The organism is Vibrio sp. L3-7 (assembly GCF_963898195.1).
Taxonomy (GTDB): Bacteria; Pseudomonadota; Gammaproteobacteria; order Enterobacterales; family Vibrionaceae; genus Vibrio; species Vibrio echinoideorum.
The window spans coordinates 1-13919 of the sequence record NZ_CAWQUW010000038.1; the positions used below are offsets into that span (position 1 = coordinate 1).

Genomic DNA, 13919 nt, shown 5'->3' on the forward strand with positions numbered 1-13919 from the left:
CCTAAATATCGAGTCGATAAATCCTTGAAGCGCTCTCAATGGCATAGAAAAAACTCGTTTGACCATAAGTGCTGTCGTGATAGCTAAATCACTGAACCGACGCGGCCTCCCGCGCTTATTCTGTTTGCTTTGCGCCCACCCGCTTATTGCTTCTTCATCAATCCAAAAGGTCAGAGAACCACGGTTAATGAGTGATTGGTTGTATTGCTTCCAGTTGGTTGTTTTATAACGTGGTTTAGGCATAGGGCTACGAGATAGAGTGAACGTAGCTGATCAGATCGTAGGTTCTTGATTTAGTTCCATTGAATTACGCAACAAAGCCAGTTAAAGTTGGCAACTTAACGTAAAGGGCATTTTGCGAACATAATTTTAGGTGTATTTTGGTTTTAATTTATCAGTAAGGGAAAGAATGATGATTGAAGTAAGCTGTCATTGTGGCAACATCAAAATAGCTGTACCTAACACTACAGAAACAGTCACAAGTTGTAATTGCTCCATTTGTAGTAAGTACGCATCACTGTGGGCGTTTTTCTCACCCAAAGAAGTTACAATTACATCTACGAAAGATGCGATCACTTCATACAATTGGGGTTACAAAACTATTGAATTCCATCACTGTAATAGTTGCGGTTGCGTAACTCATCACACACCAACAAAACTTGGCAATAAAGATAGAGTGGCTGTCAATTTTCGTTTAGTTAATTCAAATATTATTAATTCACTTAAAATTAGGTATATTGATGGTGCCGCTGATACATGGGTAGAAATAAAGTAGTAAAACCTGTTTGTAGGGCTATTTAATGTAATGTCCGTAATGTGTCTCGCGGAAGGTATGTCAGCGGATAAATAAGCATTGTCTAACACATATTTACTGCTAATTTTAAATTATAAAAATGACTTATAGTGCATGTGTTAATGCGATCTTGTTGTTAAACGCATAAGGAGGAAATAGGCTTTGTTGCGTAATTCAGTTTAGAGACAGAGCAGCCCCATTTCGCGTATTTCTTAGTCAATACGACAAGTTTCAGGCATACCTGATCCAGTAAGCTTGTTCAACGCTTTTATCATCGCGTAAGTTTCACCCACCTGTGCAGCGATTTTTTGCTTTCGAACGTATTCAGCCCAGAAATTACCTACATAGCCACTTCAAAAATTAGCCTTTTATTTGCCTTAAAATATTTTCTATATCTTCGATAATCATCATATCTCTACTTTCTAAAAGAAGAACCTCTTGGATAATAGTTAGTTTTCTATGAGGTAAATCAGACGTAGAAGAATAAAAGAATTCCTGTTCACTAACCCCTAGTTCTTTACATAATTTAGATAAATTTTCTTTTGAGATCTGTCCTGTTTTTCGCCACTTTCCAACGCTAACTCGATTTACATCTAAACGTCTTGCAATTTCTGAATCACTGAGCCCTGAACTATCTATGTATAGTGCTAGCTTTTGTTTGAATTGATCAGTAGTCATTTTATTTAATTCTATTTATTCCGTTCCCCTAAATTTTAGCGAATATAAAAAAATTAAGTAATTGAACTCTTAGGGTTGCAGTGTTACCTTTTGGTTTCTGGCTCTTTAAAAACCCACTCATGCACTACACCCCGACACCAAATTTAGTGCGCGCATCCCACTGCGCACTATTGCGAGCCCCTAATGCTCTGGGGCTCGCACCTTATTCTTGTGCTCTTATGTGACAATAGTTCCAATTCAAACATTTACCTAATACCAATGAAGAGGGACGTCTTTCCTCTCTGTGATGCTTAGTCAATCGCCTATTGGTCCAGATGTTCAGTACTCATAACCACATCAATACTGAATCAACAAGCGGTGTCCTGCCTTCTCAGCTTTCCTTCAAGGACTTGATCTCTCTATTCAATTTTTATAGAGTTGCTCCGTCTGCCATTGCGCAGTCAAGCACACGGGGTTAACCCCCCTTAAATGGCTCTCTGAAACGTGTCGCGGCTTTTTCCAAGTTCAAACGGAAAAAGTGAAAGCATACTTAACTGCCCTTAGCCTACATCGCTTCGGTGCTATCAAACCTGACGAGCCCCGCGCTCGACTTAGCGTCATGCACTAACTGTGCAGTGTCGCCTACCAATATTCAGAGTACAGGGCTATCACGCCTTGATTTTTTCGTCTCTGTTACTTTTATTTCGTGCATGAAATGGGTTCAAACCTAGGGGTCAGTGTTTTTGCCTCTGATTGAAACAGGTTCTTGAGCTGTGTTTCATTGCAATGAAATGACATTATTTATTTTTATTTATAGTTTATTTTTGTTTTTTTATGCAAAAAGTTACCTTTTAGCTGTATTTATATACAGTAAAATTTTATTTTGGGAGTTAAAAAGGTAGGTTAAGGATGTTTCAATCAATTAAACGGTTCATTGATTGGCTTTACGCAGATGAACAACATCATCAATCCGATGTATCTCCCTCTGGTGCGCTGAGCGCTCCGGAGGGCTTTGTGCTGCCTGCGACTCGGGCTGAGCTTGAACACGACGAGATTATCCAGGACAAACTCCGCGTCTTAAAACGCAGCGGTCTTGCACTGCCGTTTGAGGTGTGGCCTGAGTTTGTCGTCGATACGGTCGTGAACTACGCCATGTGGTGTCAAGATATCCCTGCTTCAGAAAATTATCACCACACGGGTAAACGCGGTTTATTGCTCCACAGCCTCGATGTGGCCATTTACGCGATGCGTCTACGCCGCAATGCGATATTACCGCCCAATACCCCACCCGAAGAGGTGATCCACCGTGAAATCGTGTGGGTCTATGGCGTGTTTTTATGTGCGCTGCTGCACGACTCAGGCAAGATCAATGATGTGGACATCGAGTTGCATCAAGAAGGCGGGGAGGGGGAGCGTTGGAGTCCTGTGATGGGCGCCATTACCAGACCGTACCGTTGTCGTTACAACAAAGCACGCCAGTACTCGACGCACCAATATATGGGCCATACCCTACTGACTCAATTGCTCAGCTCTGATGCCATGCTGGCTATCTCCAGCGACAAAGCCCTGTTTCACACCATGGTTGAATATCTATCAGGTCATAAAAACCCTGACAATGTCATTGAGCAAATCGTGACGCAAGCGGACGCGGCCAGCGTCGCGCAAGACTTGGGTGCTGACAAAGAGGGGATCAATCTCGCCGCTGAGCAAGCACGCGGGGCGACGGTGTCCCTGGCGGGGCAACTCAAGCTGACCTTATCGCATTTACTGCAAAGTGCGACCATCCCACTGAACAAAAAAGGCGCCGAAGGTTTTGTGGAGGGGGAGCTCCTTTACTTGATGAGTAAGCCCATCGCTGACCGACTACGCAGCACGCTGCTTGAGCGTGGCATCACCTCTGTTCCTTCGGACAATTCCCGTTTGTTTAACGAGCTGCAGCAACACCAACTTATTCGTCCGAATGCCGATGACATGGCGATTTGGAAGTGTGAGGTGCTGCTCTCTGAGTTTGACTGGCGCCAAACCTTTACCTTTATCTGTGTGCATTGGCCAACATTCGCCCCAGAAGCAGAGCTGGAGAGCCTGGTGGGGCACATTCTTCCTGTTGAGGTAGACGTTGAGGGAGAAGCGACACCTACTCAACCTCAGTCAATCGTGCCTGAGGATGAAGACGCGCCTATGGCAGACACCACTTATCTTGAAGCGCCCCTCAACAATGACGCCATCAGTGATGACCTCATGGCTTTCATGCAGCCCGCTATGACGCAGGCTACATCGCCCATCGAGCAAGAGGATGAAGACCCAGAAGCGATACCTCCTACAGCAATAGAGCCCGCAGCGCCGGTGGATGAGGTCGAAGCCGCGTTGGAAGCGTTAAACGCTGAGCCTGTATCTGTGCCTGAGTCCAGCGAGCCTCACGCTCTCCTGCAGAAGATAGATTTAAGGGAGACCCACGGCGAAGACTTGGGCCGTGCTTTCTATGAATGGTTAGATTCAGTCCTTAAAGGCGGCGTGCACCCGGTGAACCGTCAAGACGCGTTATTCCATCGCCTTGAACAAGGTTTGTTTGTGGTCTCGCCTGGCGCCTTTCGTACTTTCATCGATGAGCGTTGCCAGTACGCCAAAGCCAACAGTTACAGCGAAGTTCAACAAGGGTTGCAACCTCTAAAGCGTCATATCGTCACCAAAGAGGCGCGTAACGTACACAAAGCGCGCATTCAAGATTCCAATCAAGCGCTGAACGGCTTTTTGTTTCCTTTGACCGAAGCGTGGGAAACTCGCTACGCGGTCAATCCACTTGTGATGTTGGAGGGGGTATGAGCATGAAAAAAGATGATCTTACCAGTGAAGTGTGTCAGGTCGTGATCACTAAACTGGCTTACTTGGCCGTCTCTGGTCAAGAGGAGGTGCTAAAAGCCATTGGAGTGAGTGATGCGCAGATTTCTAGATTAGAGCGCCTTTCGTATCGCGAGCTGGATGGTTGGATTAGACAGCGCAAAGGCGCACTTGATATCACACCGTTGATGCAGGCGTTATTTTCTGATGCAGAGCCGCCAGAAGAGCATAAAACGTTTTTATTACATGGTGCGAACAACAAAATGATGATGCATTTTTTCGGGGTTCGAGCCGAAGAGTGCTGTGCCTTTCGAGATAAATTATCCATTGATAAATCATATCGAGGTCGAAGCATTTCCCATAAACAACACAGTGCCGTATGCAAAGCGCTGATGGAGCAAGGGGATTACCGTCAAATCAGTGCAGAGGCACTGTTACAGATAGCGAGGACGTACCAAGTCAGTTTGGGCGCGTTATGGAAAGAACTAGAAAAGTGGGATAAAGAGCATGAGCAATAAAAAGCAGCAAAGCAATAAAATGGGCGGCTTGGTGGCCAGCGCCGAAGTGCAATTGCACAGCGTCGAAACCGTCAAACTGTGGAATCCATCGAAACGGAGCAAAGCCCCCGGTGTTGGGTTGTTTTTTCAACGTCTCTCGACACTGGAGCATGCGGCGCGCCATGACGATCCCTACGCGGATTTTGCCCTGCTTGAAATCGAGCGCGCCATCAATGCGGCGTTTACTCTGTGCCAATCCACGCTCGATGTACTCCCTCAGCGCAATAGCTCTCGCATTTTGTATCATGAGACCTTGAGCCGCGCGCCGGTGAAAAAGTCGGTATCGGTCAAGACGCGCTTTGGTTGGCGCCTGCTGGCGCTGTTAGAGCAATTTGATATTGCCATGGTGCAGCTCTCAGACGCGCACTTTAAAGCGCAGATGGCCCGCAGTGAATTTGAACATCATCGCCTCGCGTGCTTGAAAGCCCTGCGTGGGATCATTTCAATGAGCGTCACCTTTCAGCATTCGGGGGTGACCCGACAAGATGTGACGGACAACAATGCGAAAGCGCAAGCCGCTCAGGCGAAGCTCGGCGCTATCCCTTTTGAAGTCCTTGAAGGGGTCGAGCGCGCGGAGTTTGCGCCTGCGATTAAGGTCTCTCATGGCTAAGCGTACCGTGTTTCAGGAGGCGCCAGAGCCCCTAACGGCCAAGCCAAGCACGGTCTCCTTTGCCGTGGAGCAAGGCGCGCATTATCATCCCGATGAAGCGTATCAAGTCTTGTCGGGCGAGAGACCCGCGCCAGAGGAAGAGCAAACGCTGCAAGATAAGGCTAACGAGCATGAAGCGCAGCGATATGCGCGCGAAAGCAAGCGTTCACGAAAGCGCTCTGAGCTCTTGGTCGAACTTGAAAAAGCCAAACAAACTCCTATGGGGAAGGCCACCCAACCGCTCTCGGATTATGAAGCGGCCTTGGTTGCGTTTCATCATCGCCCTGAGTATGCGCTTGAGCGCTGGAAGAAAAGTGGCCAACCCCCTAAGCTGCCGGCGGGCCTCGCCGATGTCTTTCGTGCGGTGTTAAAACACGGCGCCCGGGCTAATGGTGGACTCTACTACCAGTTGCAGCGTCAAGGCAGCACGGTGTTGTATCGTAAAGACGCCGCGCAAACCTTCGATCACTTAGTGCTCTATATGATTTGCAACACTTGTCTCAGCACGCGTTCGTTCTCACTGAGAGGCACCCAGTCACAAATTGGCGAAGTGATTGGTAAAAGCCAATCCACGGTCTCTCGTTGGTTCTCCTTACTTATCCAGTGTGGGTTGCTTCGTCATGCCTTTATTGGGGATAACCTGGCGACCGACCCACGTGGTGGCCTGGTGCATGATAAAAGTGATGGGCAAAAGCGTAATCTCAACAACGTTTATGTCTTAACGGATGACTTCGGGACTTTAGTTGGCGGAGAAACCGCTGGAAAGAAACTTTGCCAAGAATTTGAAGCGAAGGATAAGCTCGCCATTCAAGAGGGAGCGGGGAGCCTACCGGCGCGCTTGGCCATACTGCGTAATACCCTATGGGAAGGCACCATTGAACGTCGTAACCAGGCGATTGGGGCCTCCAGTACCAAACAGAAAGTTCAACAAACCAATGATCGCTCACGAGCGCTGAGCCTCGTTGTTAAAAAAATGCTCGATGAAGGGTTAGACAGAATACTGAGTAAGCAAGAGTTCGAGGTGACTGCGAATACCCGCCTTAAACATTTGGGCTTCTCTCCTACCGCTTCACCGCCCGAGACCATCGCGGCTTAATCTTCCTACTTTTTCATCTTTTTGCTTCTTCGAAGCGGCTTTCGTACACCCCTCTGCTTATATAATTTGACCTTTATCACACTTTCTTAGTCATACTTTACCTCTATTGTTTCTCTTTTCGACTGATTCTCGGTCTGCGGTGGATAAAACTCTCCCATGGGGAGTGTTTTGCCGGCTTTGTACGTTATCCACACAAAACGGATATTAACTATTGAGATATATAGATACTACAGCGGTGAAAAGTAGATACCCCATTTTATAACTTAAATTCGATACTTTTCTTTCTATTACTAATTTTAAAAATCTGTGGATAGAGTGGATAAACCAAAGCGCCTTAAAGTACCTCCCATTCTTATCGTATCAAGTTCCTCGATAAACTCACCTGCAGAAGATATCACGATAAGAACGGGCCCCACTTCCACTGACCATCCGGTAGCGCAGCGATACACTCCGAACACACGTCAATATCACCGCCTTATCTTACTCGCTACGCTCGCGCATTCTGGCAAGGCGAGGGGCTAGATTTAAGCCATGATGACTAACAGTGCGACCTTTTTTGTGAAAAGAGCGGTGGTCAATATTTTTTCGCTTTGCTCATTCTGTATGTCGTCGCGCGCTCCTCCATGGCCCGATTGCAGTACCTGGCGAGCGTTAAAGGATCGTGGCGTGCGTTAGAGTGGCTTTGGGTGGGGGATGGATAAAATCCAAAAGGTCAGTGTTGAGATGTTACCTTGATTTAAGTGACTGTTATAAAAGAAAAACTTCGGCTATTAAATAGCCGGTTTATGCTATTATCTTATTGAAAGTTATCGGAATTAAAATGAGGAAAGCATGATGAATGAAGTGTACAAAAAGTTTGGCGAAGCATCCGAACTGGCACAGCTTTTAGAGCATGAGCTCGGGACGTTATTGATACGTATTTTGGATGTTACTCCCAAGTTCGTTACAACCCAGCCCGAGATGGCTTGGATGCTTTTGGATGACGTGTATACACCTGCACTGAGCCGTTTTATTCGTCAGGAAAAAGGGCAACACCAAGAAGAGCAGATCATGCAGGCTCTTAATGAGTCCTTCAAAGCTCAGCATGGTCTTCACCATGGCTTCTTTAGAACCTATCATGGCAGTAGCGACACTGAAATGTTTGAAGCGTTAGATCCGGTGCTCATGAGCTTATGGAAGGGTTATCGGGCGGTCATGCTGTTTTCTGGTATTGATATCAATGAACTTGAATAAGACAATGCAAGAAATAGCGTCTTATCAAACAGTCTTTAACGGGCTCTCTTATGTCCATTATTGATATTGATGAGCCAAAATGCCCGCCTTCTAATACTCTCCTGTTCCAGTGGTGGGTCAACGACGTTCGTCCTAGTCCTGATTATCAAGATAAGATCGATCTCACTGGTAAAGTTTCATTGGAAGGCTATACGCTCTATTACCAAAAAAGAGAAAACGGTAGCATCGTGTTTGAAGTGCCTGTCTTACGGTTTGTTTATCATTCTGATGAATCGAGGTGGGTGGTGTCTTCGTTTGATACGCTCGGGAACTGGGTTAAGATATCAGCGGCAAAGAGTTTGGCGTCTTTGTTTATCCGATTGCCCGTCAAAAAAGCACTCGAACAACTTAACCTGACCCTAAAGCCAGTTAAACACATTGAGGTGACCTTATGGACAGGAAAAAATACCTTTATTTCGGGGTATGTTGATACACCTTTCGACCAAGGCGCTCTATGGCGAATCTATTTGGAGAAAAACTCAAAAAATAAATACCTTCAGATAGCTAAAGGCGATTTCAAAAAAGCGAACATTAATGTGGTTTATGAGTCGATGCTAGGCAGGCGCTAGAGCTTGTCAATACGCACAGGAGCCTTAAGTGAATTAGGTGATACGCTATCGAGGTACGAATTCAACGCATTGAGTGTTAAGATAATGACATGAAAAAAACAACGCCCACTCCACATGACGCGCTTTTTAAGCAGTTTATGACGCATCCAGAAACCGCTAAGGACTTACTGGATATTCACCTGCCAGCTGAGCTGCGTGACATCTGTGATTTGACGACACTAAAACTCGAATCCGGCAGCTTTATTGAAGAAAGCCTGCGTCCCTACTATTCGGATGTGCTCTATTCTCTCAAAACCTTTCAAGGAGAAGGGTACGTCTACGCGTTAATCGAACACCAAAGTCGGCCAGATAAACACATGGCGTTCAGGCTGATGAGATATGCTATTGCTGCCATGCAACAACACATGGATGCTGGTCATGAGCACTTGCCTTTGGTGATACCACTGCAGTTTTACCATGGCAAAATATCGCCTTATCCCTATGCCATGAATTGGTTAAAAGGTTTTGCTAATCCAGACCAGGCTAAAGCGCTTTATACTCAAGATTTTCCATTGGTCGATGTCACGGTCATATCCGACGATGAGATAATGCAGCATCGCCGTATCGCGTTACTTGAGCTGGTACAAAAGCACGCGAGACATCGAGATATCATGGATTTCCTTGAGCCTCTGGTCACATTGCTCTTAACCGATTACACTACAGACAAGCAAGTACAGTCATTGATGAGCTATTTACTCCAAGTGGGTGAAACGAACAACCTAGAGGCGTTGATCACGTCGCTGGCTTCATCAGTACCGAAACACGAGGACACACTTATGACGATTGCAGAACAATTACGCCAACAAGGCGAACAACGTGGCCGTCAAGAGGGCCGCCAAGAGGGCCGCCAAGAGGGTATTCAGCTAGGCGAGGCTAAAGCGCTCAAAGAGATGGCGCGTAAGATGATGCTTAATGGGATGAACCAACAAGCCATTATCGACGTCACTGGGTTGAGCAAAGACGAACTCGCCCAACTTTCTCACTAGTCTAGAGAGATAACGTATCAGCCTTGCCCGTTTAACGGTAAGGCTAACTTCCGTTTCACTCAGCCCTCATTTTTGACAACACGCCCGTTCGTTTTCTCTTTGCTCCTTACCTCCCTCAAAATCAGGTACAAACGGTATTAAGCCGTTTGTAGTCCTAAGTCTTTAGTCAAACATATTTACGGAATAGCTTCCATTAGTCAAAATACTTTACTAAAATAAATGCTTTGGTCAAACATTTTGACTAATCAGCTCGGAGGTATCTCATGAGTTTTGTACCAGACTATAAACTCTCAGAACTCAGTAAAATGGCTGGGTTTGACACTGTTGACGAATTGGCTAGGTACGCATCTACAACGCGCCAGAACCTAGATAATTGGAACAAGTCCCAATCAAAACAGAGTTTTCTTCGAGTTGTGATCATGGGAGCCAAGGTTTTGAAGGCTCAAGACCTTAAGCGCCGAGCAACGATACCTAACAAATAACAAACATCCCCCTATCTAGGTGGTCACTCGTTAATCAAACACCTTCAGCAATAGGTGGTTATATTGTTTCGTCCCTCCACGAACATTGAAGTTATCCGTCCCACACCCCCTGACTTCATTCTTATCATTGGCTTTTTGTGGTGTACGTTTTGCCTTCTGCGCACGACTGCAAAGCGGGCAACCGCTCTTTTTTACCGTGGCCAGAAAGTTATTGGGTGTTGTATGGAAGGCACCGTGCTCTGGGCATAATATTTCGACAGGGGTAGAACGATTGACATACTTCATTTTCGAAAAGTCGTACCGCTCACCGTACTTTAGTTTTGCTTTTTGGATAAAGAGGTTTTCTCGATCTTGTCGCGATGGTTTTAACATAGTGTCTTGTTGTTTTTTATTAATTTAGAAACTTTGGAAATCGTGTGTCTGGAGCAGCCTATAAGCGTTTCAATTTGGCTGTAGCTTTTGCCTTCTCGAAGTAGGCCTTCTATCTTTTGGTGCAATTTGACATTAACCGGTCGACCTTTGTATTTCCCTTCTTTTTTCGCTCTTTGTACGCCCTGAGCTTGGCGTCGACGTCTATCTTCATAATCTTTTCTTGCGACAGCGGCCAGCATATCGAGCATCATGCTGTTAAGTGCTGCAAGCATCCGTTCTGTAAACTCATCGGTGGTCTTCATGAATTGATGACTTGTCGGAAGGTCTAATGCCACCACCTTTAGCCCTTTATTGGCGATGATGTTTTTCAGTTGCTCCCAATCTTTGGTATTCAACCGACTAATTCGATCGACTTGCTCAACTAGGATGATATCACCGGCTATGGCGACATCGAGCAGGCGAAATAACTCAGGACGATGTAATCGAGCGCCAGATTCATTTTCTTCAAACCAGCACGCGATTGGGAATCCCATTTTGTCTGAAAAGTCAATAAGGTCATTTTTTGCTCGTGAAGCATCTTGCTCGTCGGTCGATGCTCTTAGGTAACCATAAATTCGTATATTGCTGTTCATTGGTGCATTTTACATTGGTTTAGTTAAGTTGGTGCATTATACATCTATTTTTGCTATTTACAGCACTAAAATAGCCCAGTGCATTAAAGGTGTACCTAAAATGAACTAATGTTGTTTTGTATTTATTGTGTGATGTTTATAGTGATTTTCAGACTACGAACTTGAGTGAGTGCGTTATGATGTCAAAATGAAGGCGTCAGTTTTATTTGAGGAAAAAACTATGTTTGGTCGATTAACTATTCGAAACTTAAAAGTCGAAATTGTAGAACGTCTAAATGAACTAGCTTCTATTAATGAGCGCTCAGTGGAAGCGGAAGTTAGGTATGCGCTTGCTAAATGGACGGAACTTAATGGCTCAGAAGCTAGTGTGGATGAGTATTATCGTGGGGAAATAAGTGAGAGGTTGTCTTTTTTGATTCAACAAAAAAATGGTGCTCTTAATTTCGAATTGAAAGCCTCACATGTGGCTGAAAAATTGGGTTTTGCAAAGGGCTCTATTGTTGAACAGTGGGCTCAGGGTGAGGTTGAACCTACTTTTGAACAGCTTGATGCATTAGCTGACTACTTTTCTGCTGATCCAAAATGGTTGAAACATGGTGATGGATCTCCATTTGATAAAACTTACATTCGTATTCCAGAGAAGCCGAAAGAAGCCATCGATTGGTTACTTAAGAAGGAACGATATGATGATTTAATCAACATTGCTTTTATTCGGGATTTTTCTGGATGTATATATGTAGTGAAAATTTATGAGAATCAGCGTTCAATTGTTTATTACACTCCTTATATACTCGATGGCTCAGTTGGTAACGGTGGCTTTAACTCTTTGTGCGAGTTGTTTGTCTTTTGGGAGCAGCTTTACAAAGAATATACAAGCTCTCAAGGTTCTACCAGTTTAAGTGCTTCTAACATTATGATTAAGAGCTATATATTTGATGAATTGGATAGTCAAGAGTTGGAAAAAGGGAATATAGACCCCCTAGCTTTAATAAAAAAACAAACTGATAGTTCATGGTGGGAGGATGTCTGGGATAAAGGTGATTCTCGATTACGAGAATACTGGTCAGGGTGTCGAGAGTTGTGTATTAAAGTTAATGAACACAGAAGATAAGCAATTGTTGAATTTTGATCAAGGCTCTATGCTTTGCGATTCACAGCCTCACTAAAATCATCAATATTTCAGTGAGGCTGAGCAAAGCGTTATGGATTCAACACATCTTTCAATTTCTTACCGGCTTTAAATGTTGGGCTTTTTGACGCCGCAATTTGAAGGGATTCACCGGTCTTCGGGTTACGGCCTTCACGCGCAGCACGGTGGGTTATTTTGAACGTACCAAAATCAACCAAAGTCACGTCATCCCCATCGGCCAGTGTCGTGGTAATGCCTTCGATGATGGCTTTCAGGGCTGCATCGGCTTCTTTTTTTGTGATATCGACTTCTTCTGCGATATGATCCACTAATTCTTTACGGTTCATCTCTTTTCCTTGTTTTATGGTTGTTTTTTTTTCTTCATCCCACTTACCAGTCGCATAACGAAAGGCGAGAGGCTTATCGACAACGTCGCTAATTTCTATTTTAGACGTATTTTCAGTCGCGTGTGTGGTAGCACTGGCTTTGGCTGCGGCCAAAGAGCGCATGTACACCGTTTCGGACTTGAGCGTATTTCTTTCTTTATCCAAATAACGGATATTAAAGACCGCCATACCCCCTCCTGTTATGTAAAAGTCAAACGTGTCATTAAGAGTCGCTATTTTATATTTAGATAGCGAAGCTAGGCATTATAACCCCATTTTTGAGTCGTCTAGCCAGCCCATCACATTGTTTTATCTTGTGATATACTAAGCCTGTTGTAGTTGAATACTGACTGCACAGTATTAAGCACACGGGGTTAACCCCCCTTAAATGGCTCTCTGAAACGTGTCGCGGCTTCTTCTCTAGTAGAAAGGAGTGAAAGCATACTTAACTGCTCAGGCCTTGCGCCTGTTCATTCAACTGTTTGATTTTTAGATCAATTCAATATGGCCACTGCGTCATTATACTGCTCTTATTTCTAAGGGCTAAATTTGACTTTGCGACAGCCTGTTGCAAGCAACATAACCATACTTGATGCCCAGGTTCTGAGGGGGACCATTGCGTCAAAAGACTTAACTTAAGGAGCGATTCTTTATCTTTATCACTACCAGTCAGCGTGCAAGCTGGCGAGCCTAAATCATGCTTGAATGATTAATTCGTGAGAAATCACGTCGCCGTAAGGCGTAAACTTAAGATGTACAAAGGGCATTCATTTGAAGCACAAATGAATGCCCTTTGTCGTTTTTGACAAGTTTGATATCAATGGTGAAAGCGGGGGTGTTAGAAACAAACGTTCTTGATTTGAAAGGCTTGTGGTAGAATTTGTGTGGGCGCTCTTGGCTTATTTGCCATGAGTGACTGACTTTTATGTTTGCTTGTGGCAGATAAACAAAAGCCCCGTTATCCGGTTACTGTTAGCGCAGTAACTTTCATTTAACGAGGCCTAAGTGATGCATTTCAAACTCATTGTAGAGCCTCTTTACTGTGGAGGCAACAAAAATGCCGAAAAATAAAACAGCACTCGCGGGGCTGATTGTCCTGTGTTTCACGTTCTTGTGTAGCTTATGGTTAGTTCGAGACTCACTCTGTGAGGTTCGCTACCAGGATGGTGGCACAAGTTTTCTGGCTCAATTTGTTGTCTACGAAACAGCAGTAAGGTAGAGCTGGACAGGAGGGGGTAAAACCCCTCCTGATTCAGTTTTGTGAAGCATGGCCTAAGAGCGCCCTTATTTACCAAACGGATAAATATATCTTAACGTGATCTCTGGGCGAAAATGTCCAAGGTAAGGAATCTGAATGATTCCTTACCTGAACAATCGCAACTTCACTCTCGTCAGAATAAGTCCCTGACTGACCTAACTTCTGCTCTACAATCTAAACACGGGTGTTTGTTGAACACTTTCATGC

The 13919-nt window shown here is 44.8% G+C and carries 16 protein-coding genes; 11 read left to right on the plus strand and 5 right to left on the minus strand.

The features are described from left to right. Window positions 1-243, minus strand: a 243-nt coding sequence (locus tag AACW75_RS19695) for a transposase (RefSeq protein WP_237297919.1), incomplete at its 3' end; no start/stop codon positions are given. A gap of 169 nt (window positions 244-412) precedes the next feature. Between AACW75_RS19695 and AACW75_RS26600 the strand changes: the two genes are divergently transcribed. Beyond that, window positions 413-775, plus strand: coding sequence for a GFA family protein (locus AACW75_RS26600; RefSeq protein ID WP_445329525.1), 363 nt, complete (start codon window positions 413-415; stop codon window positions 773-775). A gap of 378 nt (window positions 776-1153) precedes the next feature. On the opposite strand, the gene AACW75_RS19700 is transcribed toward AACW75_RS26600, so the two are convergent. Beyond that, a complete protein-coding gene (locus tag AACW75_RS19700; RefSeq protein WP_102333858.1) occupies window positions 1154-1471 on the minus strand; it encodes a helix-turn-helix domain-containing protein in 318 nt (105 codons plus the stop codon). A gap of 888 nt (window positions 1472-2359) precedes the next feature. On the opposite strand from AACW75_RS19700, the gene mobH reads away from it, so the two are divergent. The 8 genes from mobH (at window position 2360) to AACW75_RS19740 (ending at window position 9935) form a co-directional block, all read left to right on the plus strand. Continuing rightward, window positions 2360-4270 (plus strand): MobH family relaxase, encoded by a 1911-nt coding sequence (gene mobH, locus AACW75_RS19705; protein ID WP_237297920.1) that lies wholly within the window; start codon window positions 2360-2362, stop codon window positions 4268-4270. Continuing rightward, a complete protein-coding gene (locus AACW75_RS19710; protein WP_102420910.1) occupies window positions 4267-4803 on the plus strand; it encodes an STY4526/YPO1902 family pathogenicity island replication protein in 537 nt (178 codons plus the stop codon). The genes mobH and AACW75_RS19710 overlap by 4 nt, the downstream gene beginning before the upstream one ends. Beyond that, the gene (locus AACW75_RS19715) at window positions 4793-5452 is read left to right on the plus strand and encodes a PFL_4669 family integrating conjugative element protein (protein ID WP_237297921.1); all 660 of its coding nucleotides are present in this window, start codon (window positions 4793-4795) and stop codon (window positions 5450-5452) included. The genes AACW75_RS19710 and AACW75_RS19715 overlap by 11 nt, the downstream gene beginning before the upstream one ends. Then, window positions 5445-6587 (plus strand): hypothetical protein, encoded by a 1143-nt coding sequence (locus AACW75_RS19720; RefSeq protein WP_237297922.1) that lies wholly within the window; start codon window positions 5445-5447, stop codon window positions 6585-6587. The genes AACW75_RS19715 and AACW75_RS19720 overlap by 8 nt, the downstream gene beginning before the upstream one ends. An 831-nt stretch (window positions 6588-7418) precedes the next feature. Beyond that, on the plus strand, window positions 7419-7820 hold the full coding sequence (locus AACW75_RS19725) for a hypothetical protein (RefSeq protein WP_237297923.1): 402 nt from the start codon (window positions 7419-7421) through the stop codon (window positions 7818-7820). A gap of 50 nt (window positions 7821-7870) precedes the next feature. Then, window positions 7871-8428 (plus strand): DUF3024 domain-containing protein, encoded by a 558-nt coding sequence (locus AACW75_RS19730; protein ID WP_237297924.1) that lies wholly within the window; start codon window positions 7871-7873, stop codon window positions 8426-8428. A gap of 89 nt (window positions 8429-8517) precedes the next feature. Next, complete coding sequence (locus tag AACW75_RS19735) at window positions 8518-9453, plus strand: Rpn family recombination-promoting nuclease/putative transposase (RefSeq protein WP_237297925.1); 936 nt, start codon at window positions 8518-8520, stop codon at window positions 9451-9453. 263 nt (window positions 9454-9716) lie between these two features. Further along, window positions 9717-9935 carry a hypothetical protein gene (locus AACW75_RS19740; protein WP_102420907.1) on the plus strand — a complete coding sequence of 73 codons (219 nt, stop codon included), beginning with the start codon at window positions 9717-9719 and terminating at the stop codon, window positions 9933-9935. Window positions 9936-9965: 30 nt separating this feature from the next. Here AACW75_RS19740 and AACW75_RS19745 read toward each other — a convergent pair whose 3' ends face one another. Together AACW75_RS19745 and AACW75_RS19750 are read right to left on the minus strand one after the other, a co-directional pair. Then, window positions 9966-10307, minus strand: coding sequence for a DUF723 domain-containing protein (locus AACW75_RS19745; RefSeq protein ID WP_237297926.1), 342 nt, complete (start codon window positions 10305-10307; stop codon window positions 9966-9968). Next, window positions 10301-10939 carry a recombinase family protein gene (locus AACW75_RS19750; RefSeq protein ID WP_017110298.1) on the minus strand — a complete coding sequence of 213 codons (639 nt, stop codon included), beginning with the start codon at window positions 10937-10939 and terminating at the stop codon, window positions 10301-10303. The genes AACW75_RS19745 and AACW75_RS19750 overlap by 7 nt, the downstream gene beginning before the upstream one ends. A 220-nt stretch (window positions 10940-11159) precedes the next feature. On the opposite strand from AACW75_RS19750, the gene AACW75_RS19755 reads away from it, so the two are divergent. Then, window positions 11160-12050, plus strand: coding sequence for a FitA-like ribbon-helix-helix domain-containing protein (locus tag AACW75_RS19755; protein WP_102333110.1), 891 nt, complete (start codon window positions 11160-11162; stop codon window positions 12048-12050). Between the two features lie 89 nt (window positions 12051-12139). On the opposite strand, the gene AACW75_RS26605 is transcribed toward AACW75_RS19755, so the two are convergent. Next, window positions 12140-12643 (minus strand): HU family DNA-binding protein, encoded by a 504-nt coding sequence (locus tag AACW75_RS26605; protein ID WP_445329524.1) that lies wholly within the window; start codon window positions 12641-12643, stop codon window positions 12140-12142. An 868-nt stretch (window positions 12644-13511) separates the two neighbouring features. On the opposite strand from AACW75_RS26605, the gene AACW75_RS19765 reads away from it, so the two are divergent. Further along, window positions 13512-13673, plus strand: a complete 162-nt coding sequence (locus tag AACW75_RS19765; RefSeq protein WP_081016090.1) for a Hok/Gef family protein — start codon at window positions 13512-13514, stop codon at window positions 13671-13673. The last annotated feature ends 246 nt before the right edge of the window (window positions 13674-13919 follow it).

What these genes read in the sequence shown, in the direction of transcription:
- AACW75_RS26600 (WP_445329525.1), top strand. Translation starts at nt 413, where the DNA reads ATGATTGAAGTAAGCTGTCATTGTGGCAACATCAAAATAGCTGTACCT.
- AACW75_RS19700 (WP_102333858.1), bottom strand. Translation starts at nt 1,471, where the DNA reads ATGACTACTGATCAATTCAAACAAAAGCTAGCACTATACATAGATAGT.
- mobH (WP_237297920.1), top strand. Translation starts at nt 2,360, where the DNA reads ATGTTTCAATCAATTAAACGGTTCATTGATTGGCTTTACGCAGATGAA.
- AACW75_RS19710 (WP_102420910.1), top strand. Translation starts at nt 4,267, where the DNA reads ATGAGCATGAAAAAAGATGATCTTACCAGTGAAGTGTGTCAGGTCGTG.
- AACW75_RS19715 (WP_237297921.1), top strand. Translation starts at nt 4,793, where the DNA reads ATGAGCAATAAAAAGCAGCAAAGCAATAAAATGGGCGGCTTGGTGGCC.
- AACW75_RS19720 (WP_237297922.1), top strand. Translation starts at nt 5,445, where the DNA reads ATGGCTAAGCGTACCGTGTTTCAGGAGGCGCCAGAGCCCCTAACGGCC.
- AACW75_RS19725 (WP_237297923.1), top strand. Translation starts at nt 7,419, where the DNA reads ATGATGAATGAAGTGTACAAAAAGTTTGGCGAAGCATCCGAACTGGCA.
- AACW75_RS19730 (WP_237297924.1), top strand. Translation starts at nt 7,871, where the DNA reads ATGTCCATTATTGATATTGATGAGCCAAAATGCCCGCCTTCTAATACT.
- AACW75_RS19735 (WP_237297925.1), top strand. Translation starts at nt 8,518, where the DNA reads ATGAAAAAAACAACGCCCACTCCACATGACGCGCTTTTTAAGCAGTTT.
- AACW75_RS19740 (WP_102420907.1), top strand. Translation starts at nt 9,717, where the DNA reads ATGAGTTTTGTACCAGACTATAAACTCTCAGAACTCAGTAAAATGGCT.
- AACW75_RS19745 (WP_237297926.1), bottom strand. Translation starts at nt 10,307, where the DNA reads ATGTTAAAACCATCGCGACAAGATCGAGAAAACCTCTTTATCCAAAAA.
- AACW75_RS19750 (WP_017110298.1), bottom strand. Translation starts at nt 10,939, where the DNA reads ATGAACAGCAATATACGAATTTATGGTTACCTAAGAGCATCGACCGAC.
- AACW75_RS19755 (WP_102333110.1), top strand. Translation starts at nt 11,160, where the DNA reads ATGTTTGGTCGATTAACTATTCGAAACTTAAAAGTCGAAATTGTAGAA.
- AACW75_RS26605 (WP_445329524.1), bottom strand. Translation starts at nt 12,643, where the DNA reads ATGGCGGTCTTTAATATCCGTTATTTGGATAAAGAAAGAAATACGCTC.
- AACW75_RS19765 (WP_081016090.1), top strand. Translation starts at nt 13,512, where the DNA reads ATGCCGAAAAATAAAACAGCACTCGCGGGGCTGATTGTCCTGTGTTTC.